This window comes from Pseudomonas taiwanensis, from assembly GCF_013393345.1.
Classification (GTDB): Bacteria; Pseudomonadota; Gammaproteobacteria; order Pseudomonadales; family Pseudomonadaceae; genus Metapseudomonas; species Metapseudomonas resinovorans_C.
In genome coordinates, this window is record NZ_QJRF01000070.1 from 13,333 (window position 1) to 35,772 (window position 22,440).

Below are 22,440 nucleotides of genomic sequence, written 5' to 3' on the forward strand. Positions count from 1 at the left end.
TGAACTATACTGCGTCCACCTGGCGGGGGAAGGCTCGTGACGCGGCATTTTCGTGTAGTTCTCTGGATACTGTTCAGCCTCTGGCCCAGACTCGCGCTAAGTGAAGAGCTGCGCTGGGGTTTCGGCCCGGCCGATGGCATGCCCTACGCGCAGGTGAGCGACCACGCCCTGCTTGGCGGCTTCATCCTTCATCTGGGTGAACGCATCGCCAAGGAGCTGTCGATCAAGGTCAGCTTCATCGAGACGCCGAACAAGCGCATCGAGGAATCCCTGAAGAACGGGCGCATTCACCTGATCTGCAACTCGAATCCCGAATGGATGGTGGATGCTTCGGCGTATCACTGGTCGCCCTCGTTGTTCGAAGAAGAAGACGCCCTCCTCCAGCATCGCGACAGTCCGCGCATCGCCAGCCTGGCTGATCTCAAGGGCAAGGTGCTGGGCACCAGCCTGGGCTTCGCCTACAGCATGCCGCTCATGGAGGCCTTCGCGAATAACGACGTGGAGCGCAAGGATGTGCGCGATCTCGACACCCGCCTGAACCTGCTGAGCCACAAGCGGCTGGACGCCATCATCGACATGCGCCGCGCCCTTGCCTATGAACTGGCTGTGCGACCCGATGCCCCCCTGGTATTCAGCCCCTGGATCGTGGAGCGCTACCAATTGCACTGCGCCTACAGCGGCCAGCTACCGATACCAGCGGAACAACTGGACGCCGCACTGCAACGCTTGAGGGACAGCGGTGAGATCGAATCATTGCTCCAAGGCGAGCAGCAGCGCGCGGGACTTCAGGATCGCTGAGAGTCCGGCGCCGGCAGCCGTTCCAGCGCCGCCCGTACAGCCGACGACTGGCCATCGCGCCACGCGCGGAAGGCATCCAGTTCGCTACCCCAGGTTTTAAGAACCCATGCCAGCACAGCCAGGTCGTCGACGAAGCCCATGCCCATCAGCCAATCCGGAAGCGCATCGAGCGGCGTGACGAAATAGATCAAAGCCCCTACCACGGCGAGAAATGCCTTGGGATTGATCTGCCGGTAGTCACCGCGCAGCCAGGCATTGGCCAGCGACAGTAACAGTCGCAGGTCATCCTTCACCGCACCGAGCCGGCCGCTCTGGCTCGAGCTCTTGCGTGATACCGCCAGCAGCAGGGATGGCAATCGGCCACCGGCGAGGAAACGCTGCGCCAGGGTCAGGTAACGCTGGAAATTCCAGGGTGCTTTCACGGCTACTCCTCGGCAGAAGCCTGGCCTAGACGGCTTGGCGCGGTTATCCACGAAATCTGTGGATAACCTTGTTAACAGTTTTCCACATAACGCGGAAAAGGCCCATGTCATGCGGCTCCGCGACAGATCGGGCAAAATTTGCCCACTGCCAAAAGCCCAGCAAAATCAATCATTTGACCAGGCGGTCCGCAATGCGACTGCACGTCGCACTGCGCACAATCGTGGTTACCCGGTCATGTGCATAACCGTAACACCTTCTCGACGCCTCACTCCCGATGTGACTGAAAAGTCGCTTCGCGGTTCAGATGAGACTGGCGTCGGAAACGAAAACGCCCCGTCGAGACGGGGCGTTTTCGTGAAACAGCTGCCGCTTATTGCTGGCCAGCGGCCGCCGGATCCTTGATGCCAAGCAGTTCCAGGTCGAAGACCAGAACCGAGTTGGCCGGAATGGCCGGGCTCGGGCTCTGCTCGCCATAGGCCAGCTCGCTGGGGATGAAGAGTTTGACCTTCTCACCCACGTGCATCAGTTGCAGACCTTCGACCCAACCCGGGATCACGCCATTGACCGGCAGGTCGATGGGGCTGCCGCGCTGGACGGAGCTGTCGAACACGGTGCCGTCAGTCAGCTTGCCTTCGTAGTGAACGGTCACCACGTCGGTCGCCTTGGGCTGGGCACCTTCGGCTTTCTTGACGATCTCGTACTGCAGGCCGGAGGCGGTGGTCACTACGCCTTCACGCTTGCCGTTGTCTTCGAGGAATTTCTTGCCGGCTTTGGCATTCTCGGCATTCAGTGCAGTCATGCGCTCTTCGGCACGCTTCTGCAGGAAGGCGAAGGCTTCAACCAGCTCTTCGTCCTTCAGGCGCTGCTCCTTTTTGCCGATGGCGTCTTCGATGCCCTGGGCGACAGCCTTGGGATCGAGGTCATCCATGCCTTCCTGGGCGAGGCTCTTGCCCATGTTCAGGCCAATACCGTAGGAAGCCTTCTGGGCCGGAGTCTTGAGCTCAACGCTGGTCTGCGAATCGCAGCCCGCGAGAACCAGGCCCACCAGGGCCACAGCGGCCGCCAACCGATGTTGTTTCATGCTGAATCCTTGTCTGTCGCCATGATGGCAATACGATGGAGCGGCGAGCTTAGCAGGCCGCCGCGAGAGGTGGCTATGGGCAATAAGAACGGCACGTCTGCAATAAGTTCAGCAGCTTGCGCGGCATCACGTAAGCATTGATGACAGTGCTGTCGGGGAATTTTGGCAGGCAAAGAAAAAGCCCCCAGGTATCGCTACCTGAGGGCTTTTATAGTGGCGCAGCGGACGGGACTCGAACCCGCGACCCCCGGCGTGACAGGCCGGTATTCTAACCGACTGAACTACCGCTGCGCGTAACCTTGAAACTGGTGGGTGATGACGGGATCGAACCGCCGACCCTCTGCTTGTAAGGCAGATGCTCTCCCGGCTGAGCTAATCACCCAAATATGCGCCCAATGAAGGGTCACACACTAAACGAAAAACCCTCAGGCATTGCTACCTGAGGGTTTTGAATATGGCGCAGCGGACGGGACTCGAACCCGCGACCCCCGGCGTGACAGGCCGGTATTCTAACCGACTGAACTACCGCTGCGCGTAACTGCGAGATTGGTGGGTGATGACGGGATCGAACCGCCGACCCTCTGCTTGTAAGGCAGATGCTCTCCCGGCTGAGCTAATCACCCTTCACTCTCGAAGTGGGGCGCATTCTAGAGAGGTATCCCGCCTCTGGCAAGTCCCTTTTGAAAAAAAATTATCAGGCCTTCCAAAGGCTTAGCTCAGGGTTGAGCCCGAAGCCTCCCGATGAGAATAATGCGCGCTTTGTGTCCGGAGGTTTTCCCCCTATGTGGTTTCGCAACCTGCTTGTCTATCGCCTCACCCAGGATCTGAATATTGATGCCGAGGCGCTGGAAGCCGCGCTGGCGACCAAACCGGCCCGGCCCTGTGCCAGCCAGGAGCTGACCACTTACGGTTTCGTGGCGCCGTTCGGCAAGGGCGCCGATGCACCGCTGGTGCACGTCAGCGAAGGTTTCTTCCTGATTGCTGCGCGTAAGGAAGAGCGCATCCTCCCCGGCAGCGTGGTGCGGGATGCCCTGAAGGAAAAGGTCGACCAGATCGAGACCGAGCAGATGCGCAAGGTCTACAAGAAGGAACGCGACCAGTTGAAGGACGAGATCGTCCAGACCTTCCTGCCGCGTGCTTTCATCCGCAAGTCCGCTACCTTCGCCGCCATCGCGCCGGCACAAGGCCTGATCCTCGTCGACGCTTCCAGCCCCAAGCGCGCCGAAGACCTGCTCTCCACCCTGCGTGAAGCCATCGGTTCGCTGCCGGTGCGTCCGGCCTCGGTGAAGATCGCCCCCACCGCCACCCTCACCCAGTGGGTCCAGACCCAGGAAGCCGCCAGCGACTTCTATGTGCTGGACGAGTGCGAACTGCGCGACACCGACGAAGACGGCGGCGTGGTGCGCTGCAAGCGCCAGGACCTGACCAGCGACGAGATCCAGCTGCACCTGACGTCCGGCAAGCTGGTCACCCAGCTGTCCCTGGCCTGGCAGGACAAGCTGTCCTTCATCCTCGACGACAAGATTGTGATCAAGCGCCTGCGCTTCGAGGACCTGCTGCAAGAGAAGGCCGAGCAGGATGGCGGTGAGGATGCCCTGAGCCAGCTCGACGCCAGCTTCACCCTGATGATGCTGACCCTGGTGGAATTCATTCCGCAGCTCTTCGAAGCCCTGGGCGGCGAAGAGATTCCGCAGGGCGTCTGACCCCTCCAGGCGCCGGCCCCGTGCCGGCGCTTTCCTGCCCGCTAGCCAGCGCCTGACTCGAACCTTTCCGACCATGGCGACCGGCCGGACTTGTCCGACCGGCCAGGATGTGCAAAATACTGCGCAGCGCGAGGACGACCTTGCCACTCTGCGAGTGATCACCGGGGACGGCCCCACTCAATCAGTCGTCTATCTGGAGTTCACCATGTCCTGGATCATTCTCTTCTTCGCCGGCCTGTTCGAGGTGGGTTGGGCCGTAGGCCTGAAGTACACCGACGGTTTCAGCAAGCCGCTGCCCACTGCCCTCACCGCCCTCGCCATGATTATCAGTCTTGGCCTGCTCGGCCTGGCCATGAAGGAGCTGCCGCTCGGCACCGCCTACGCCATCTGGACCGGAGTCGGCGCGGTCGGCACGGTGATCGCTGGGGTCATCCTGTTCGGCGAGTCCATGGCGCTGGTACGCCTGCTCAGCGTCGCGCTGATCATCGGCGGCCTGATCGGCCTCAAGCTCAGCCACTGAGTCCCACAATGAAAAAGCCCGCCATTTGGCGGGCTTTTTCATTCAGCGGGCATCACCCCGTAGTTCGGCCACCTGCAACTGCAGGCTCTGCCTGTCAGCCAACTCGGGCGATACAGGCGTCCCCGCCACCAGGTGGATGCGCGACCAGAAGCGCTTGAACAATCCCTTGGCCGGGTCGCGGCTGAAGAAGCTGCCCCACAGCCCCTGCAGCGCCATCGGGATCACCGGCACCGGGTTTTCCTGGAGGATGCGCTCGATGCCGTTCTTGAACTCGTTCAACTCGCCATCGCCGGTCAGCTTGCCCTCGGGGAAGATGCACACGACTTCGCCGTTGCGCAGGTATTCGGCGATCTTCTTGAAGGCCGCATCGTAGACGAGCAGGTCTTCATGGCGCGCCGCGATGGGCACGGTCCCGGCGGTGCGGAAGATGAAGTTCAACACCGGCAGCTGGTAGATCTTGTAGTACATGACGAAGCGCACCGGACGTCGCACCGCGCCGCCAATCAGCAGCGCATCGACGAAGGACACGTGGTTGCACACCAGCACCGCCGGCCCTTCCTCTGGAATCGCCTCCAGGCCCTTGTGCTCCACGCGGTACATGGAGTGGCCGAGCAGCCAGACCAGGAAGCGCATGGTGAACTCGGGGACGATCTTGAAGATGTAGCTGTTCACCGCGATGTTCATCAGCGACACCACCAGGAACAGTTCGGGAATCGACAGCCCGGCGACGCTGAGGAAGAGGATCGAGGCAATGGCCGACACCACCATGAACAGCGCGTTGAGAATGTTGTTCGCGGCAATCACCCGGGCGCGCTCGTTCTCCGCCGTGCGCGACTGGATCAGCGCGTACAGCGGCACGATGTAGAAGCCGCCGAACAGGCCGATACCGAGGATATCCGCAAGGATCAGCCAGGCCTGTCCATGGCCCAGCAGCGTCAGCCAGTCGTGCGGCGTCGCGCCCTGCGGAAACTCGCCGGAATGCCACCAGAGCAGGAGGCCGAACAGGGTCAGGCCGATGGAGCCAAAGGGCACCAGGCCGATCTCCACTTTGCCGCCCGAGAGGCGTTCGCACAGCATCGAACCCAATGCGATCCCCACTGAGAACACTGTGAGGATCAAAGTCACCACGCTCTCGTCACCGTGCAGCAACTCCTTCGAATAGGCCGGGATCTGCGTCAGATAGACAGCCCCGAGGAACCAGAACCAGGAGTTACCCACCAGCGAGCGCGATACCGAAGGTCGCTGGCCCAGTCCCAGGCGCAGGATCTGCCAGGACTGGCGGAAGATGTTCCAGTCCAGTTTCAGCTCCGGCAGCGCGGCAGCCGCACGGGGGATGCCGCGACTGACCAGGTAGCCCAGGCTGGCGGTGAAGACGATGGCACAGGCCACCACCGGCTCGTAGCGCTCGACGGACATCATCAGACCGGCGCTGATGGTCCCCGCGAGGATGGCGAGGAAGGTACCCATTTCCACCAGGGCGTTACCCCCCACCAACTCATCCTCCCGCAGCACCTGCGGCAGGATTGAATACTTCACCGGGCCGAACAGCGCCGAGTGGGTGCCCATGGCGAACAGCGCCAGGAACAGCAGCGGCAGACTGTCGAAGAAGAAGCCCAGCGCCCCCACCGCCATGATGGCGACCTCGGCCAGCTTGATCGCGCGGATCAGCGCGTCCTTGGCGAACTTCTCGCCGAACTGCCCGCCCAGGGCGGAAAACAGGAAGAACGGCAGGATGAACAGCAGCGCACAAAGGTTGGTGAAGATGCTCTTGTCGCCGGAAATGGCGAGCTTGTAGAGGATGGCGAGGATCAGCGACTGCTTGAAGATGTTGTCATTGAAGGCGCCGAGCAGCTGGGTCACGAAGAACGGCAGGAACCGCCGCGTGCCCAGCAGGGCGAATTGCGAGTGTTGGCTCATCTTCCTTGGTACCTGTGGTTGGCAGTGGAATAGCCTCGTGCAACTGAAGTTGCACGTCGCTGATTGGACTGCAAGACGGTGGCGGAAAGCCACACTCACAGGAAAGATGTTTGTGTGAATTCGCAGACCTGGATCGTAGGAGCGAGCTCTGCTCGCGAATCGTTCCTTCATTCGCGATTGAAATCGCTCCCACAGACCCGATCCCGTATCGATCCTCAGATGCGCGGCTTTCCTGTAGGGGCGAATTCATTCGCCAAGGGCGAGTGTTGCAAGTAGCTGCATCGCCCGTAGGAGCTGGCTTGCCAGCGAATGGCCCCGTTTCGCTAGCAAGCTAGCTCCTACAAGGCAGACATAGCCATTGAAATCGCCCCTACAGGCGCGGCGATTGCGAATTCGCAGACCCTGGATCGTAGGAGCGAGCTCTGCTCGCGAATCGTTCCCTGTGGGGGCGAATTCATTCGCCAAGGGCGAGTGTTGCAAGTAGCTGCATCGCCCGTAGGAGCTGGCTTGCCAGCGAATGGCCCCGTTTCGCTAGCAAGCTAGCTCCTACAAGGCAGACACGCCCCTACAGGCCCGTTCCCCGACTCAGATCGGCAACTGCCCCAGCGCCCAGCGCAGCAGGAAGAACAGCACCAGTCCACCGAGGATGGTCGCCAGCAGGTGACGCGTCAGCGCGGCGATCAGGATGGCGCCGAGGCCCGCCAGCAGGTAGGCGTTGTCCAGCGCCAGCTGCAGGTTCTGGCCGTCGGGCATCAGCATTCCCGGCACGACGATGGCGGTGAGCACGGCCGTGGGAACGTAGTGCAGTCCCTGGCGCACCACAGGGGGGAAACTGAGGTTCGGCCAGGCGAACAGGCTGTAGCGGATGGCGAAGGTAATGGCCGCCATGCCGAGGATCAGGCTCCAGGTTTGCACGAGATGTCCTCCCGGACCAGATCGAGGCGATAACGACGTTCCAGCACCACGCCTACGGCGATACCGCAGAGGGCCGCCGCCATCAGGCCCAGCTTGTAGGGCAGGCCCTGACAAGCCAGCGCCACGGCGCCAGCCACCAGTGCGGCGGCCACCTGCGGCTTGTTGCGCAGCATGGGCACCACGATGCCGATGAAGGTGGCGAGCATGGCGAAGTCCAGGCCCCAGGCTGCCAGGTTGGGCACCGCCTGGCCGAAGAGCACGCCCACCAGGGTGCAGAGCTGCCAGTTCAGGTACATGGCCAGGGCGGCGCCGAAGAAGTACCAGTGCTTGTGCGGCGAGTCGTCCTTTTCCGCGTAGCGATGCTGGACCACGGCGAAGGCTTCGTCGGTCAGCCAGAACGCCAGTGGCATCCGCCAGCGGGTCGGCAGATGGCGCACGAAGGGCTGCAGGGTGGCGCTGTAGAGGGCATGGCGCAGGTTGACCACGAAGGTGGTCAGCAGCACCACCGCTGCCCCGGCGCCCCCACTGAGCAGGGTAATGGCGATGAACTGGGACGAACCGGCGAACACCAACAGCGACATGCCGAGGGTCTGCCAGGCAGACAGCCCGGCGCCGGCCGCGAGGGTGCCGAAGATGATGCCGAACGGAATGGCGCCGACGATCATCGGGACGATGTCTCGGGCGCCGTGGATGAACTCAGTGATACGGGACATGGGGCCCTCCTTGTCCCGGAAGGCTAGCGGACGGCCATCAATGGGTCTTGAACGATCTTGCGCAGGCGTTGCGATATTCGCCCGGTCCCACGCCATAGGCCTGCTTGAACTGGCGGGTCAGGTGGCTCTGGTCGGCGAATCCCAGCTGTGCCGCCACACCGGCCGGCGCGCAACCGGCCTTCAGCAAGGCGCGGGCCTGGTCCAGACGCTGCTGTTTGAGCCAGGCATGGGGCGGCATGCCGGTGGCGCGGCGGAAGGTACGGGCGAAATGGAAGGGCGAGAGCCCCACTTCGGCGGCCAGTTCTTCGAGGGACGGCGGCTCGGCCAGGCGCGCGGACAGAATATCCCGCGCCAGCGCCACGGCCCGTGGCTCGATCCCGGCGCCGCGGGGTACGGCGACACGCGCATGGCGTCGGAACAGCAACAGAATCGCCTCGCGCCAGGCCGTCTGTACCTGAAGCGCGGGAGTGCTGTCCTCGAGCAATTGGTGCAGCCGAATGAAGGTTACTGCCACCTCGGGGTCCTGGATAACGCTATCGGCAAACCCGGGCAGGCCGTTCATCCGGATATCCAGTTCCGCCAGTACATCCGTCACCCGCTCAAGGTCCGGGTAAAAGCCCCGGTAACGCCAGCCCTGTTCATGGGCCTTGGAACCGGTGTGCAACTCATCGGGATTGATCAGCACCATGCTGCCTACAGGCGCCAGGTGGTCGCTGCCGCGATGGCGGAAACGCTGCGCACCGGACTCGATCACGGTGAACACATAACCTTCATGCACATGGGGAGCGAAACGCTGCTCGATGTAGCGGGCATGGAGCAGCTCCACCCCGCCTAATTCGCTGGCCTGCCAGAAGCGTGTCGTTTCGCCGCTCGCCATATCCATCAAGCGCTGAACAGCGCCTCCAGGCGTTGCTTCACGTCCGGCCAATCGTGGTCGGTGATGCTGTAGAGCACGCTGTCATCAAGGCGGCCGCCCGCCAGGCGGCGATGGTTGCGCAGCACGCCCTCGCGCTGGGCGCCGAGCTTTTCGATGGCGCGCTGGGCGCGCAGGTTGCTGGCGGCGGTTTTCAGTTGCACCCGCACCAGCTGCCACTCCTCGAAAGCGTGGCGCAGCATCAGGTACTTGATCGACGCATTCAGGCCACTGCCGTGCTCACCGGCGGCCAGCCAGGTCCAGCCGATCTCGGCGGCCGGCAGGTTGGGTATGAAATCGGCGAATCGCGTGGTGCCCACCAGGTTGTCACCCAGGCGAACGGCGAAGACCACTGCCCGCCCTTCCCGCTGGGCGGCCAGGCCCTGGCGATACCAGTCGGGGCGCAGGGGGCCGTTCATATAGGCCAGGGCTTCACGGTTGGCTTCGGCCAGGGTCACCAGCGCTGGGATGTCGGCCTCTGCCAGCGGTTCGAGGCGCAAGGCGCCGCGCTGCAGGATGACCGGTTGTGGATTGAACATCTGCGCCCTCCTCAGGCGAAAGAACCCTGCCGGATGAGAACGTCGCGCCGAGCGGAAGTGCCGTGCAGGCGTCCGCGCAAGATCGATGGAACAGCGCGGGCGATAGAGCACGCTATCAGCCCCCGTGCGGGCGCTCAAGAGTACCTGCGACCTTGGTAGCAGCGGCCTGACGAATTGCCGACTTTGGTGCGAAACTGCTGGAAGTCGAATTCTCGCGGGCACATCCCGCCACCGCACCATCCGGAGCTGCAATGTCGCTGTCCAGCGGGCTGATCGCCACGGTCGCCTTCCTCTACATGGCCATCCTCTTCGCCATCGCCTTCTATGGCGACCGACGCAGCACGCCCTTGTCGCCGCGCATGCGCGCCGGGGTCTACAGCCTGTCGCTGGCGGTGTACTGCACCAGTTGGACCTTCTTCGGCGCCGTCGGCCAGGCCGCCGGCCAGGTCTGGAACTTCCTGCCCATTTACCTCGGCCCCATCCTGCTGCTCCTGGTGGCGCCCTGGGTGGTGCAGAAGATGGTGCTCATCAGCAAGCAGGAGAACATTACCTCCATCGCCGACTTCATCGCCGCGCGCTACGGCAAGTCCCAGGCGCTGGCGGTGGTGGTGGCGCTGATCTGCCTGGTCAGCGTGCTGCCTTACATCGCCCTGCAACTGAAGGGCATCGTCCTCGGGGTGAACCTGCTGATCGGCCCGAGCGCCGAGGCCTCCGGTACCCGCGCCCAGGACACCGCGCTCATCGTGTCCCTGGTGCTCGCCCTCTTCACCATCCTTTTCGGTACGCGCAACCTCGACGCCACCGAGCACCACCGTGGCATGGTCCTGGCGATTGCCTTCGAATCGCTAGTCAAATTGCTGGCCTTCCTCGCGGTGGGCGCCTACGTGACTTTCGGCCTGTTCGACGGTTTCGACGACCTGTTCACCCGCGCCCGCAGCGCCCCGCAACTGGAGCACTACTGGTCGCAATCCATGGACTGGTCCTCGCTGTTGGTGCAGACCGGCGTTGCCATGCTCGCGATCATCTGCCTGCCCCGCCAGTTCCACGTGACGGTGGTGGAGAACATCGAGCCGCGCGACCTGCGCCAGGCGCGCTGGATATTCCCCATCTACCTGGCCCTGGCGGCGCTGTTCGTGGTGCCCATCGCCCTGGCCGGACAGATGCTGCTGCCCAGCGGCGTGATCCCGGACTCCTTCGTCATCAGCCTGCCGCTGGCCGAGGCCCACCCGGCCCTGGCGCTGCTGGCCTTCATCGGCGGGGCCTCGGCCGCGACCGGCATGGTGATCGTCGAAGCCGTGGCGCTGTCCACCATGGTGTCCAACGACATGCTGCTGCCCTGGCTGCTGCGCCGGCAGAACGCCGAACGCCCATTCGAGGTGTTCCGCCACTGGATGCTCTCGGTACGCCGGGTGAGCATCGTGGTGATCATCCTGCTGGGCTACGTCAGCTACCGCCTGCTGGGCTCCACCGCGAGCCTGGCGACCATCGGCCAGATCGCCTTCGCCTCCATCGCCCAGCTGGGTCCAGCGATGATCGGCGCGCTGTTCTGGAAACAGGCCAACCGCCGCGGCGTCTTCGCCGGCCTCGCCGCCGGCGCCGCACTCTGGGCCTACACCTTGGTGCTGCCGGTGATGGCACGTGGCTTGGGCTGGCCGCTGGAGAACTTCCCCGGCCTCGCCTGGATGATGGCGAACCCCCTGGACCTGCCCATCGAGCCCCTGACCCAGGGCGTGGTGCTGTCGCTGGCCGGCAACTGGCTCCTCTTCGCCTGGGTATCGCTGTTCTCCCGCACCCGCGTTTCCGAGCACTGGCAGGCCAGCCGTTTCGTTGGCCAACAGGTGTCCGCGCGCGGCAGTTCCCGCACGCTCCTGGCAGTGCAGGTGGACGACCTGCTGATGCTCGCCTCGCGCTTCGTCGGCGAGGAACGTGCGCGGCAGAGCTTCATCCGCTTCGCCTATCGGCTGGGCATCAGTTTCAACCCGGCGCAGAACGCCAACCAGGACTGGATCACCCACACCGAACGCCTGCTCGCCGGCGTACTCGGGGCCTCTTCGGCGCGCGCCGTGGTGAAGGCGGCCATCGAAGGACGCGAGATGCAGGTGGAGGACGTGGTGCGCATCGCCGACGAAGCGTCCGAAGTGCTGCAATTCAACCGCGCGCTGCTGCAGGGCGCCATCGAGAACATCACCCAGGGCATCAGCGTCGTCGACCAGTCCTTGCGACTGGTGGCCTGGAACCGTCGCTACCTGGAGCTGTTCGACTACCCCGAAGGCTTGATCAGCGTCGGTCGCCCCATCGCCGACATCATCCGCTACAACGCTGAACGCGGCCTCTGTGGCCCCGGCGAGGTGGAATCCCATGTCGCCCGCCGCCTGTTCTGGATGCGCCAGGGCACACCGCACACCTCAGAGCGCCTGTTCCCCAATGGCCGGGTCATCGAACTGATCGGCAACCCCATGCCCGGCGGCGGTTTCGTCATGAGCTTCACCGACATCACCGCCTATCGCCAGGCCGAGCGCGATCTCAAGGATGCCAACGAAGGCCTGGAGCGACGGGTCACCGAGCGGACCCTGGAACTCTCCCAGCTCAACCACGCGCTGATCGAAGCCAAGGGCACGGCGGAATCCGCCAACCAGTCCAAGACCCGCTTCCTCGCCGCCGTCAGCCACGATCTGATGCAGCCGCTCAACGCCGCGCGGCTGTTCTCCGCCGCCCTCGGCCATCAGCAGGAAGTCCTGCCTCGCGAGGCCCGCGAACTGGTCAATCACCTGGACAGCTCGCTGCGTTCGGCCGAGGACCTGATTACCGACCTGCTGGACATCTCCCGGCTGGAAAGCGGCCGCGTCACCCCTGACCGCGCGCCCTTCCCCCTGGCGTCGCTGTTCGACACCCTCGGCGCCGAGTTCAAGGTACTGGCCCAGGAGCAGGGGATGGACTTCCGCCTGCGCGGCAGCAAGTTGCGGGTGGAAAGCGACATGAAACTGCTGCGTCGGGTCCTGCAGAACTTCCTCACCAACGCCTTCCGCTATGCCAGGGGACGCGTCCTGCTCGGCGCCCGGCGCGACGGCGACAACCTGCGCCTGGAAGTCTGGGACCGTGGCCCCGGCATCCCGGAAGACAAGCGCAAGGTGATATTCGAGGAGTTCAAGCGCCTGGACAGCCATCAGACCCGCGCCGAGAAAGGCCTGGGCCTGGGCCTGGCCATCGCCGACGGCCTCTGCCGCGTGCTCGGCCACAAGCTGGAAGTGCGCTCCTGGCCCGGCAAGGGCAGCGTATTCAGCGTCACCGTGCCGCTGGCACGCGCCCAGCAGCCGTCGCCTGTGGTGCAGAAACAGGCCGAAGCCAATGGCCAGTTCCTCAACGGTACCCAGGTACTGTGCATCGACAACGAGGACAGCATCCTCACCGGCATGCACAGCCTGCTGTCGCGCTGGGGCTGCCAGGTCTGGACGGCGCGCAACCGCCTGGAATGCGAGCACCTGCTGGCCGAAGAGGTGCGGCCGCAACTGGCGCTGGTGGACTACCACCTGGATGAGGGCGAGACCGGCACCGAACTCATGGCCTGGCTGCGGACCCGCCTGGGTGAACCGCTGCCCGGCGTCGTGATCAGCGCCGACGGCCGCGCCGAGCTGGTGGCCGAAGTCCACGCCGCCGGCCTGGACTACCTCGCCAAGCCGGTGAAGCCCGCGGCGCTACGGGCGCTGATCAGCCGGCACGTGAACCTACGCTGAAATGCATTGTGGGAGACTTGCACGATGCGCCTTTTGTAGGTTGGTCAGAGCGCAGCGAAGCCCAACGTGGCGCTGTATCAGGCCCGCATTGTTGGGCTTCGCGTAGCTCAGACGCAACCTACAGGGGGACCACGCTTCACCGGCCCACCATTCGTGGTTCACCCAGAATCCACCCTACGCGCCAGGCGCTTTTCCGTAGGTTGGGCAGAGCGCAGCGAAGCCCAACATGGCGCCGTATCAAGTCCGCACCGTTGGGCTTCGCGTAGCTCAGCCACAACCTACAGGGGGACCACGCTTCACCGGCCCACCATCCGTGGTTCACCCAGAATCCACGCTACTCGCCAGGCACATTTCCGTAGGTTGGTCAGAGCGCAGCGAAGCCCAACGTGGCGGCGTATCAGGTCCGCACCGTTGGGCTTCGCGTAGCTCAGACACAACCTACAGGGGGACCACGCTTCACCGGCCCACCATTCGTGGTTCACCCAGAATCCACGCTACGCGCCAGGCACATTTCCGTAGGTTGGTCAGAGCGCAGCGAAGCCCAACGTGGCGCCGTATCAGGTCCGCACTGTTGGGCTTCGCGTAGCTCAGACACAACCTACAGGGGGACCACGCTTCACCGGCCCACCATTCGTGGTTCACCCAGAATCCACGCTACGCGCCAGGCGCTTTTCCGTAGGTTGGTCAGAGCGCAGCGAAGCCCAACGTGGCGGCGTATCAGGTCCGCACCGTTGGGCTTCGCATAGCTCAGACACAACCTACAGGGTAGGCAGCGGAACTCAGACGTCTTCGTCTTCCCGCACCAGCACACAGTGCATGCCGCTGTCGTCTTCGGTGCAGTCGTAGAGGTAGAACATCTGTACCTCGCCGGAGGCGGCGACCACCGCGACGAAGTCACCGGCATCGGCGAGGAAGAAATCACGCGTCGCCGGATCGGCCTGGCACTCGATCAACGCCGTGACGAACGAGGCGGGATCGATATCGCCGAAATAATCCTCACGGTCCTGCGCGCTCCATTCGGCCGGCGCCTGGAAGGGGCCGGTGAAGAGGATGCGCGCATCGCCCAGGTCTTCTTCTTCGGCGTCGAGGTCGTTTTCGTCGGGACGATAGAGCGAGCACTCCAGGGCATCGGCATGGCCCAGCACGGCCTCGCGGGCAGCCAGGCGCTTTTCCGGGTCGAGGCCGGCGGCCAGGCAGATCTGGGCCCAGCTGTCTTGTTGGCGTGGGGACACGGGAGAGTTCCTTCTTGGTTGGGGCAGAAAAAAGGAGTCTAGTTTCAGGCACGCGGAAGCGGCGGGCAATTGCGGATTGGGAGCCGAGCGCTCGCCTGTGCTTAGATGAATCCAATACCCCCCAGGCCAATCCCAAATGATTCCCGCCGACATCCAGGCCCAACTGCAGGAAATCTTCAACGCCCACGGCATGACTGACCCGGCGCTGCAGGAGTGCCTGATGCAGGCGCTCAAGCTGCGCGACTACGAGCATGAGCAACTGATCATCCGCGCAGGCGAACGTCCCACCCACTTCTACGTGATTCTCTCCGGCGTGGCGCGCTACTACTACCTGTCACCAGAGGGCCGCCAGTGGAACAAGACCTTCTTCCGCGAAGGTCAGCTGATCGGCTCCCTCAGCGCCTACCTCAAACAGCAGCCCTGCACCTACAACATCGCCGCTGTGGAAAGGTGTCGGCTGGCGAGCCTGCCCCTGGCGATACAGGACCAGTACGGCGAACGCTTCCCGCAGCTGCTGCAGATGCAGCACCTGATGGTTCGGCAGATCATGCTGCGCAACGAAGACCGCGAAGCGCTGCTGCTCACCCGCAATGTGGAGCAGCGCTACCAGTGGTTGCTGGAGAACGAGCCCTGGCTGCTGGATCGGGTGCCTCAATACCATCTGGCCAGCTACCTGGGGATGGACCCGGTGTCCTTCTCACGGGTCAAGCGCAAACGGGCGGGCTGAGCAACTCGCGCACCTGCAGCCCCAGCGCCTCGGCGCTCTGCATGCAGAACTCACGCTGCTCGGCCGGTACATTCGCCAGGCTTATCCACAGGCTGCCATCGGCGCCCTGGACCACCTCGCAATCCAATGCCGGGCAGGCGCCGCCAACCCGTTCGCGATAGGCGCTGGCCGCCGCCAGCTCCCGCAGCGTCTGCTTGAAGATCTTCCCCACCACCGTCACCGGCAGGGCATCCACCAGGAACACCCGTTTCGGGCAGGCCGGACGCTCGGCGATGCGCTCGAACGCGAACTGCTGCAACTCATCGAGGCTAGCCGTCTGGCCCTGACGCAACTGCACGAACACCACCGGCAGTTCGCCGGCGTACTCGTCGGGCATGCCCACTGCGGCAGCCATGGAGACGGCCGGATGGCTTTCCAGACAATTCTCGATCAGCGCCGGATCGATATTGTGGCCGCTGCGGATGATCAGGTCCTTGGCGCGCCCGGTGATGAACAGATTGCCGTTGCCGTCCAGGTGCCCCAGATCGCCGCTGCGCAGCCAGCCATCTTCCAGCGGCGACCGCTCCTGGCCCAGGTAGCCGGGGAACACCGTGGGGCCGCGCACGCAGACTTCCCCGCCGTCGATCCGCACCTCGATCGGCGCCGCCACATGCCCGGCGCTGCCCGGAATGGCTGGGTGGGCCAGGTTGGGCAAGGCAATCACCCCGCTGCATTCCGTCATGCCATAGGCCTGGTACAGCTCCAGTCCGATCAGTTCCTTTACCTTCTCGCACAGGGCCGACGGCACCGGGGCGCCGCCGGAAAGCATGAAGCGAAGGCTGCCGATGTCGTGCCCTCCAATGGAGACCTCCAGCATCGCCGCGACCGAGGTGGGAATGCCGCCACTGAGGGTGATGCCGTACTGCTCGACCAGACGCCAGTGCTGGCGGATCACCTCCGGATTGCGGAAGCCACCCAGCGTCGGCAGCAACATGCGCAACCCGCTGGCCAGGCCACCCAGGCTGTTCACCAGGGCACCGGCCACATGGAAGATCGGCAGGCCATTCAGTGCCACATCCTCGGGGCCGGCCTGCACGCAGGCGCGGTAGGCGCAAGCGGCAGCTACCTGGTTCGCATGGGTCTGCCGGGCGAGCTTGGGCACCCCGGTGGTGCCGCCGGTGTGGAAGTAGGCGGCACTATCATCGGGCCCCGGCAGCAGAGCCGGCTCCAGGGCCGCACCGGAATAGCGTTCGAGCAAGGAGTCGTAGAAGAACGCTCCCCCCTCCACCACGACCGACACGCACCTGGGACGTTTCGGCAATCGCTGCGAAGCACCCAGCGCCTTCTGCCACAGGTCGGAGCCGGGCACCGGACCCAGTGCCACCACCAGATCCGTGCCGGCCTTTTCCATCAGGCTGGCCAGGGCTTCTTCATTCAGCAGCGGGTTGATCGGGTTGGCGATGCCGATGCTGGTGGCGGCCCAGAGCAGGCATTGGCTCTGCGGAGTGTTCGGCAGCAGCAGGGTGATCACCGGCCTCGGCGTGCCGGCCAGGTCCAGCAGCATCCGCGCGCTGCGATTGAGCTGGGCGAAGAACGCCGCATAGCTCAGGTCCTGCTCGCCAATCTCCGCCCCGAGGCTGTGGATAAAGGTCAGTGCCGTACGCTCCGGGTGAGCGGCGGCCGAGGCCTGCAACAGTTCGTAGACGGTGGTGGGAACCTGGCTGGACATGGCGGCCTCCTGGACCTGCGCGTTGTTGTGCGCCGATTCTTGGGGGCCGCCGCACAGGCGGCATTAACAAATGTTAAGAAGGCTGGCTAGGCTTGTAAGCCACGGCCAGCGCCTGGCTGGCGACATCGTTTCGCCGTCCCTGTCTCCCGGCCGAAGGCAAAGGCTTCACGCGTGCCGCGACAGGAGAACCCCGCCATGAAACCACTCCAGTACCTCGTCCTGGGCAGCCTCGCCGCCTGCCTCAGTGCCCATGCCGAGGTCGCCAGCGAAAAGAACATGACCCTCAAGATCGCCAGCGAAATCGCCAATGCCACGGTGCAAGCCTGCACCGCCAAGGGCTACAACGTCACGGCCGCAGTGGTTGATCGCGCCGGCGGTGTGCGCGCCATCCTCCGCACCGACAAGGCTGGCCCGCATACTCTCGACTCCGCCCGGCGCAAGGCCTACACCGCCGCCTCGACCAAACGCAGCACCACCGAGATGCTGGAGAACGTGCAGAAGAATCCCGCCGCGCAGTACCTGCCGATGATCGACGGTTTCCTGGTCGTGGGCGGCGGCGTTCCGGTGAAGGTCGGCGACGAGGTGATCGGCGCCGTGGGCGTGGGCGGCGCGCCGGGTGGGCATCTGGATGAAGAATGCGCCAACGCCGGTCTGGAAGCGGTGAAGGATCAGCTCAAGTAGGGCCGCAGCTCAGAACCGCGCCAATTGCATCTCCTTCAGCCGGCTCAAGGTGCGGCGGAAGGGGAACTCCAGGTAGCCCTCGGTATAGAGGCGGTCCATGGCCACGGCCGCCTCCAGGTAAAGCGGCACCCGGCGGTCGTAGCACTCGTCCACCAGCGCAATGAAGCGGCGTACGCCGTCATCATGCACCGATAACTGCGGCAACTCGCGGTCGCCGGCTTCCACCCGTTCGGCGCCATCTTCGGTACCACGCGCAATGCGTCCCTCGCGGCGAGAAGCACTCAGGTTCGGCACATCCCCGAGCAGAATCGCCGGGAAGCGGTCGCACAGGGCGATGAAATCCAGGGCCGCCAGCGGTTGCTGGCAAAGGTCTTCATAGCGGAACCAGACCGCCGCCGCGCATTGGCGCACCACGGGCACCGGGCGATGGCCAAGCTCCACCGGCTCGTCGGAACTGCCCTGCCCCGCTGCCAGCCGCTCGAAGACTTCCGCAAGGACGGCAGGCTCGCCGGGCTCGGCCACCCAGTAGCGCTGATGAGCCGTACCAGGGTGCAGGCGATGGTCCTCACCGCCGTCCACCGCCACGACCTGCATGTGTCGCTCGATGGCGTCGATGGCCGGCTGGAAACGTTCGCGGTTGAAGCCATCGGCATAGAGTTGCTGCGGTGGCTGATTGGACGTGGCGACCATGGCCACGCCTTCGTCGAACATCGCCCGCAGCAGGCGGCCCAGCAGCATCGCGTCGCCGATATCGTTGACGAACAACTCGTCGAAGCACAACACCCGCACCTCTTGCGCCAGTTCACGGGCCAGGGCCTGCAACGGTTCAGGCGTGCCGGTGAGCTGGAACAGCCGCTGGTGGACCCAGCGCATGAAGTGATGGAAATGCTGGCGCCGTGCCGGAACCCGCAAGCTCTGGTGAAAGCGGTCCATCAGCCAGGTCTTGCCGCGCCCTACCGGCCCCCAGAGATAGACGCCAGTCACCTCGCCCGCATGGTGCAGCGCCTCATGGCAGGCCTGCAGGCAATCGACCGCGTGGCGCTGGGCCGCGTCCGGCAGAAAACCGCCCTGCTCCAGGGCATGGCGGTAGGCGGCGAGTGGGGAATCGAAGGTCATGGCGCCGCATTGTGCGGGTTGGATGGCAGGAAGCAAGCGGACGGGCCTGCCCACTGCAGTGATTGTGGGGGCGATTTCAATCGCTGAGCGGACCGCAGGTCCGCCTTGCCGACTTCCAAGGGGCCACGAAGTGGCCCTTAGCGAATAAATTCGCCCCCACTGGATTTGACGCTCCTACAGCTCCAGCGCCAACAGGTCGGCCAGCGGCTGGCGACGGCGGATCAGGCGGGTTTCGTTGCCATCCACCAGCACCTCCGGCAGCAGCGGCCGGCTGTTGTAGTTGGAGGACATGGACGCACCATAGGCGCCGGTGTCATGGATCAGCAGCAGGTTGCCGACCTGGGCTGCCGGCAGCGCGCGCGGGGCCACCAGGCCACCGTCGTGCTGGGTGAAGACGTCACCGGATTCGCACAGCGGGCCGGCGACCACCGTCGGACGCTGCGGCGCGCTGACCGGGTTGCCGGCGTCATCCAGCAGGCTCATGTCGTGGAAGCTGCCATACATGGACGGACGCATCAGGTCGTTGAAGCCGGCGTCGACGAGGATGAAGTGGTTGTTGCCCACATCCTTCACCGCACGCACTTCGCTGAGCAGGCAGCCGGACTCGGCCACCAGGAAACGGCCAGGCTCCAGCTCCAGGCGTACCGGGTGCCCAACGATGCCTTCGATGTCGCGGCGAGCCTGGTTCCACAGTTCGGCGTAACGCGGGATATCCACCACCGGGTCACCCTGGCGATAGGGAATGGACAGGCCGCCGCCAGCGGAGATGGCTTCCAGGTCGCAGCCCAGGTCGCGCACCGCGCCGACCATCGCACCGCAGACCTCTTCCAGGTGGCTGTAATCCACGCCGGAGCCGATGTGCATGTGCAGGCCGACCAGCACCAGGCCATATTTACGGATCACCGCCATCGCAGCGTCCAGCTGGCTGTGCCAGATGCCGTGCTTGCTGTTCTCGCCGCCGGTGTTGGTCTTCTGGCTATGGCCGTGGCCGAAGCCAGGGTTGATGCGCAGCCAGACGCGATGGCCCGGACTGGCCTGGCCGAGCTGGGTGAGCATGTCGATGGAGCCGACGTTCACCTCGATGCCCAGCTCCACGGCGCGTTGCAGGGTGGCACGGTCGAGCAGGTCGCAGGTCAGCACCACGCCCGCCGGCTCGCCCTTGGGCGAATAGCCGGCCAGCAGTGCGCGCTCGATTTCGCCGAGGGATACCGCGTCCACCTGCACGCCCTCTTCACGCATCAGGCGCAGGATGCTCAGGTTGGAGCAGGCCTTCTGAGCGAAGCGAATGACGTCGAATCCCTCGAGCTGGGCGATGCGCTCACGGATCACCGCGGCGTCGTAGCACCACAGCGGGGTGCCGTGTTCACGGACGAGATTGGCGAGGGTGGCGGCGGGAATGTTCGGGCGCATGGCGGCCTCCGGAATTCAGGATGGCGCCATGATGGAGAAGCGAATCAATTCAATAAAATACCAATTTGTGCGCACACCATTCATTATTGATATGTTTCGACTCCCGTTTCCGAGCGCCCTATGGATCTTTCCATCCGCCATATAGAAGTCTTCCGCGCCGTGATGACCGCCGGCAGCGCCACCGGCGCCGCACGCCTGCTCTTCACGTCGCAGCCCACCGTGAGCCGCGAACTGGCCCGCTTCGAGCATTTGCTGGGATTCCGCCTGTTCGATCGCGAAGGGGGACGACTGTCTCCCACCGCCCAGGGACTGGCGCTATTCGACGAGGTGCAGCGCTCCTACGCCGGTCTGGAACGCATCGTTGGTGCGGCCCAGGCCATCCGCCGCTTCGACCAGGGACAACTGGCCATCACCGGCCTTCCGGTCTTTGCCCAGACCTTGCTGCCAGGGTTCTGCCAGGCCTTCCTCGAACGCCACCCCGGCGTGCGCCTGTCCATCAGCGCCCAGGAGTCCCCGCTGCTGGAGGAATCCCTGAGCGGCCAGCGGCATGACCTGGGCCTGTCGGAAACCGACCTGTTGCCCCGTGGCACCCGAGGTTCGACGCTATTCGCTGCGGATATGGTCTGTGTGCTGCCGGAAGGTCACGAACTGCTGGCCAGACCCGAACTGGCGCTGGCGGACTTCCAGGGTCGTCCATTCATCAGCCTGTCCGGCCTGGATATCTACCGACAGAGCCTGGACGCCCACTTCCTCGCCGCCGGAGTGGAACGCCGCATGGTGGTGGAAACCAGCACCGCCGCGTCGCTCTGCGCCCTCGTTCGCCAAGGGCTCGGCCTGGCCATCGTCAACCCACTGAGTGCGCTGGACGAAGCTGGGCGTGGGTTGCAGATACGCCGTCTGCGAACCTCGATTCCGTTCCGCGTGCAGTTGATCCGGCCGGAGTATCGTCCGTCCTCGGCACTGGTGGATGAGGCGGAGGACGTGTTGAAGGATGTGGCGGCGGGATTCCTGGAAAGGCTGGAATCCCGATTGCGCGGACTCATTCCGTAGGGTGCGCCACGCGCACCGGGAAGCCGGTTCGTCCGTAGGAGCTGGCTTGCCAGCGAATGGTCGCTTTTCGCTAGCAAGCTAGCTCCTACAAGGCTCTGGCCAATTCATTCGCCAAGCAGGCCGTCGCGCCTGCCCCACTCCTCACTGCGCGCTGTTCTGCACCGTCGCCTGGCGAATCTGGTTGTCCCTGTACTGGCGGTAGTTCTTCGCCGCCGCGGGGACCGGGCCGCTCTTGCCGGTTTCCAGCCAGCGGCGCATGCGCGTGGCGTCGGCCACGTGGGTGTACTTGCCGAAGGCATCCAGCAGCACCATGGCCACCGGACGGCCGTTCATCTGGGTCAGCATCACCAGGCAGTGGCCGGCTTCGTCGGTAAAGCCGGTCTTGGTCACCTGGATGCTCCAGCCAGGCTTGCGCACCAGGTTGTTGGTGTTGCGAAAGCCCAGGCTGTAGCGCGGTTTGACGAAGGTGATGGTCTTTTCCGGGGTCGTGCTGAGCTGGCTCAGCATCGGGTACTTGCGCGCTTCCTTGAGCAGCAGCACAAGGTCGTGGGCGCTGGACACGTTGTGCAGCGACAGACCGGTGGGTTCGACATAGCGGGTGTTGCTCATGCCGATGGCGCGGGCCTTGGCGTTCATCGCCTTGATAAAGGCCGGGTAGCCGCCCGGATACGCCGTGGCCAAAGCGGTGGCGGCACGGTTTTCCGAGGACATCAGGGTCATCAGCAGCATGTCGTGGCGATTCACCTGGCTGCCCACGCGTACCCGCGAATACACCCCTTTCATGTCCGGGTTGTCGCGGATGGTCACGGTGATGATCTCGTCCATCGGCTGCTTGGCGTCCAGCACCACCATGGCGGTCATCAGCTTGGTCACCGAGGCGATGGGGGCAACCAGATTGGAATTTCGGGAATACAGGATCTTGTCGGTATTCAGGTCCAGCAGCATCACGCTGCCGGAAGCCAGGTGCAGCTGTGCCGGGTCGCGAACCGGCAGTGGCGCCTCCTGAGCTTGAACGGGTGAGCCTGCAAGAACGAACAGGCAGGAACCGAGAACGAACAGTTTGGCGATCGAACTGCGAATTTTCACGATGCGTCCAGTAACAAAGATGAAGGAAAAGAGAGAAATGAAGAGTAGGACCTATACCGTAGAAGTATAGGAACGAAGGCGCTGAATACTCAGCGCCTTCTGTCGTCGGGGCGCGATTTTGCGCCTTTGGTCGAATGATCGCCAGAGGGGAATGCGCGGCGAAAATCGGCGCGGGAG

At 64.2% G+C, this 22,440-nt stretch carries 19 protein-coding genes and 4 tRNA genes; 7 read left to right on the forward strand and 16 right to left on the reverse strand.

Annotated features, from left to right (window positions below; translation table 11 throughout):
* Nucleotides 1–36 precede the first annotated feature (36 nt).
* Entirely contained in the window at nucleotides 37–798 is a 762-nt protein-coding gene (locus DM872_RS22965) for a substrate-binding periplasmic protein (protein ID WP_373273735.1), read from the forward strand.
* Here the strand turns inward: DM872_RS22965 and DM872_RS22970 are convergent.
* From DM872_RS22970 to DM872_RS22995, 6 genes are all read right to left on the reverse strand, one after another.
* The gene (locus DM872_RS22970) at nucleotides 786–1,220 is read right to left on the reverse strand and encodes a YkvA family protein (RefSeq protein ID WP_179061599.1); all 435 of its coding nucleotides are present in this window, start codon (nucleotides 1,218–1,220) and stop codon (nucleotides 786–788) included. The genes DM872_RS22965 and DM872_RS22970 overlap by 13 nt on opposite strands.
* 371 nt (nucleotides 1,221–1,591) lie before the next feature.
* The gene (locus DM872_RS22975) at nucleotides 1,592–2,302 is read right to left on the reverse strand and encodes an FKBP-type peptidyl-prolyl cis-trans isomerase (RefSeq protein ID WP_077521478.1); all 711 of its coding nucleotides are present in this window, start codon (nucleotides 2,300–2,302) and stop codon (nucleotides 1,592–1,594) included.
* 214 nt (nucleotides 2,303–2,516) lie between these two features.
* Nucleotides 2,517–2,593 (reverse strand) — tRNA-Asp (locus DM872_RS22980).
* Nucleotides 2,594–2,608: 15 nt separating this feature from the next.
* Nucleotides 2,609–2,684: transfer RNA gene (locus DM872_RS22985), tRNA-Val, on the reverse strand.
* 73 nt (nucleotides 2,685–2,757) lie between these two features.
* Nucleotides 2,758–2,834 (reverse strand) — tRNA-Asp (locus DM872_RS22990).
* A 15-nt stretch (nucleotides 2,835–2,849) separates the two neighbouring features.
* A tRNA-Val gene (locus DM872_RS22995) sits at nucleotides 2,850–2,925 on the reverse strand.
* A 159-nt stretch (nucleotides 2,926–3,084) separates the two neighbouring features.
* Here DM872_RS22995 and rdgC point away from each other — a divergent pair.
* Nucleotides 3,085–4,005 carry a recombination-associated protein RdgC gene (gene rdgC / locus DM872_RS23000; protein ID WP_179061600.1) on the forward strand — a complete coding sequence of 307 codons (921 nt, stop codon included), beginning with the start codon at nucleotides 3,085–3,087 and terminating at the stop codon, nucleotides 4,003–4,005.
* 205 nt (nucleotides 4,006–4,210) lie between these two features.
* Nucleotides 4,211–4,525: a quaternary ammonium compound efflux SMR transporter SugE gene (gene sugE, locus DM872_RS23005; RefSeq protein ID WP_179061601.1), complete on the forward strand. Its 315-nt coding sequence runs from the start codon at nucleotides 4,211–4,213 to the stop codon at nucleotides 4,523–4,525.
* A 42-nt stretch (nucleotides 4,526–4,567) separates the two neighbouring features.
* Here sugE and DM872_RS23010 read toward each other — a convergent pair whose 3' ends face one another.
* The 5 genes from DM872_RS23010 to DM872_RS23030 form a co-directional block, all read right to left on the reverse strand.
* Entirely contained in the window at nucleotides 4,568–6,442 is a 1,875-nt protein-coding gene (locus DM872_RS23010) for an MFS transporter (RefSeq protein WP_179061602.1), read from the reverse strand.
* 585 nt (nucleotides 6,443–7,027) lie between these two features.
* On the reverse strand, nucleotides 7,028–7,357 hold the full coding sequence (locus DM872_RS23015; protein ID WP_179061603.1) for an AzlD domain-containing protein: 330 nt from the start codon (nucleotides 7,355–7,357) through the stop codon (nucleotides 7,028–7,030).
* Nucleotides 7,339–8,070 (reverse strand): AzlC family ABC transporter permease, encoded by a 732-nt coding sequence (locus tag DM872_RS23020; protein WP_179061604.1) that lies wholly within the window; start codon nucleotides 8,068–8,070, stop codon nucleotides 7,339–7,341. The genes DM872_RS23015 and DM872_RS23020 overlap by 19 nt, the downstream gene beginning before the upstream one ends.
* A 37-nt stretch (nucleotides 8,071–8,107) precedes the next feature.
* Nucleotides 8,108–8,953: an AraC family transcriptional regulator gene (locus DM872_RS23025; protein ID WP_256873459.1), complete on the reverse strand. Its 846-nt coding sequence runs from the start codon at nucleotides 8,951–8,953 to the stop codon at nucleotides 8,108–8,110.
* Nucleotides 8,953–9,522: a GNAT family N-acetyltransferase gene (locus DM872_RS23030; protein WP_179061605.1), complete on the reverse strand. Its 570-nt coding sequence runs from the start codon at nucleotides 9,520–9,522 to the stop codon at nucleotides 8,953–8,955. Before DM872_RS23030 ends, DM872_RS23025 begins: the two co-directional genes overlap by 1 nt.
* 251 nt (nucleotides 9,523–9,773) lie before the next feature.
* On the opposite strand from DM872_RS23030, the gene DM872_RS23035 reads away from it, so the two are divergent.
* A complete protein-coding gene (locus DM872_RS23035; protein ID WP_179061606.1) occupies nucleotides 9,774–13,253 on the forward strand; it encodes a hybrid sensor histidine kinase/response regulator in 3,480 nt (1,159 codons plus the stop codon).
* Nucleotides 13,254–14,032: 779 nt separating this feature from the next.
* Here the strand turns inward: DM872_RS23035 and DM872_RS23040 are convergent.
* Nucleotides 14,033–14,452, reverse strand: coding sequence for a hypothetical protein (locus tag DM872_RS23040; RefSeq protein ID WP_179061815.1), 420 nt, complete (start codon nucleotides 14,450–14,452; stop codon nucleotides 14,033–14,035).
* Nucleotides 14,453–14,621: 169 nt separating this feature from the next.
* Between DM872_RS23040 and DM872_RS23045 the strand changes: the two genes are divergently transcribed.
* Nucleotides 14,622–15,212 carry a Crp/Fnr family transcriptional regulator gene (locus tag DM872_RS23045; RefSeq protein WP_179061607.1) on the forward strand — a complete coding sequence of 197 codons (591 nt, stop codon included), beginning with the start codon at nucleotides 14,622–14,624 and terminating at the stop codon, nucleotides 15,210–15,212.
* Here DM872_RS23045 and DM872_RS23050 read toward each other — a convergent pair.
* The gene (locus DM872_RS23050; protein WP_179061608.1) at nucleotides 15,190–16,920 is read right to left on the reverse strand and encodes an AMP-binding protein; all 1,731 of its coding nucleotides are present in this window, start codon (nucleotides 16,918–16,920) and stop codon (nucleotides 15,190–15,192) included. The genes DM872_RS23045 and DM872_RS23050 overlap by 23 nt on opposite strands.
* A gap of 195 nt (nucleotides 16,921–17,115) precedes the next feature.
* Between DM872_RS23050 and DM872_RS23055 the strand changes: the two genes are divergently transcribed.
* Nucleotides 17,116–17,601, forward strand: coding sequence for a GlcG/HbpS family heme-binding protein (locus DM872_RS23055; RefSeq protein WP_179061609.1), 486 nt, complete (start codon nucleotides 17,116–17,118; stop codon nucleotides 17,599–17,601).
* A 9-nt stretch (nucleotides 17,602–17,610) separates the two neighbouring features.
* Here DM872_RS23055 and zapE read toward each other — a convergent pair whose 3' ends face one another.
* Together zapE and lysA are read right to left on the reverse strand one after the other, a co-directional pair.
* Nucleotides 17,611–18,717, reverse strand: a complete 1,107-nt coding sequence (zapE, locus tag DM872_RS23060) for a cell division protein ZapE (protein ID WP_179061610.1) — start codon at nucleotides 18,715–18,717, stop codon at nucleotides 17,611–17,613.
* 174 nt (nucleotides 18,718–18,891) lie between these two features.
* Nucleotides 18,892–20,127: a diaminopimelate decarboxylase gene (gene lysA / locus DM872_RS23065; RefSeq protein WP_179061611.1), complete on the reverse strand. Its 1,236-nt coding sequence runs from the start codon at nucleotides 20,125–20,127 to the stop codon at nucleotides 18,892–18,894.
* A 120-nt stretch (nucleotides 20,128–20,247) separates the two neighbouring features.
* Here lysA and DM872_RS23070 point away from each other — a divergent pair, with 120 nt between their 5' ends.
* Complete coding sequence (locus DM872_RS23070; protein WP_179061612.1) at nucleotides 20,248–21,177, forward strand: LysR family transcriptional regulator; 930 nt, start codon at nucleotides 20,248–20,250, stop codon at nucleotides 21,175–21,177.
* A gap of 141 nt (nucleotides 21,178–21,318) precedes the next feature.
* Here DM872_RS23070 and pbpG read toward each other — a convergent pair whose 3' ends face one another.
* Nucleotides 21,319–22,263: a D-alanyl-D-alanine endopeptidase gene (gene pbpG / locus DM872_RS23075; RefSeq protein WP_179061613.1), complete on the reverse strand. Its 945-nt coding sequence runs from the start codon at nucleotides 22,261–22,263 to the stop codon at nucleotides 21,319–21,321.
* Nucleotides 22,264–22,440: the final 177 nt, after the last annotated feature.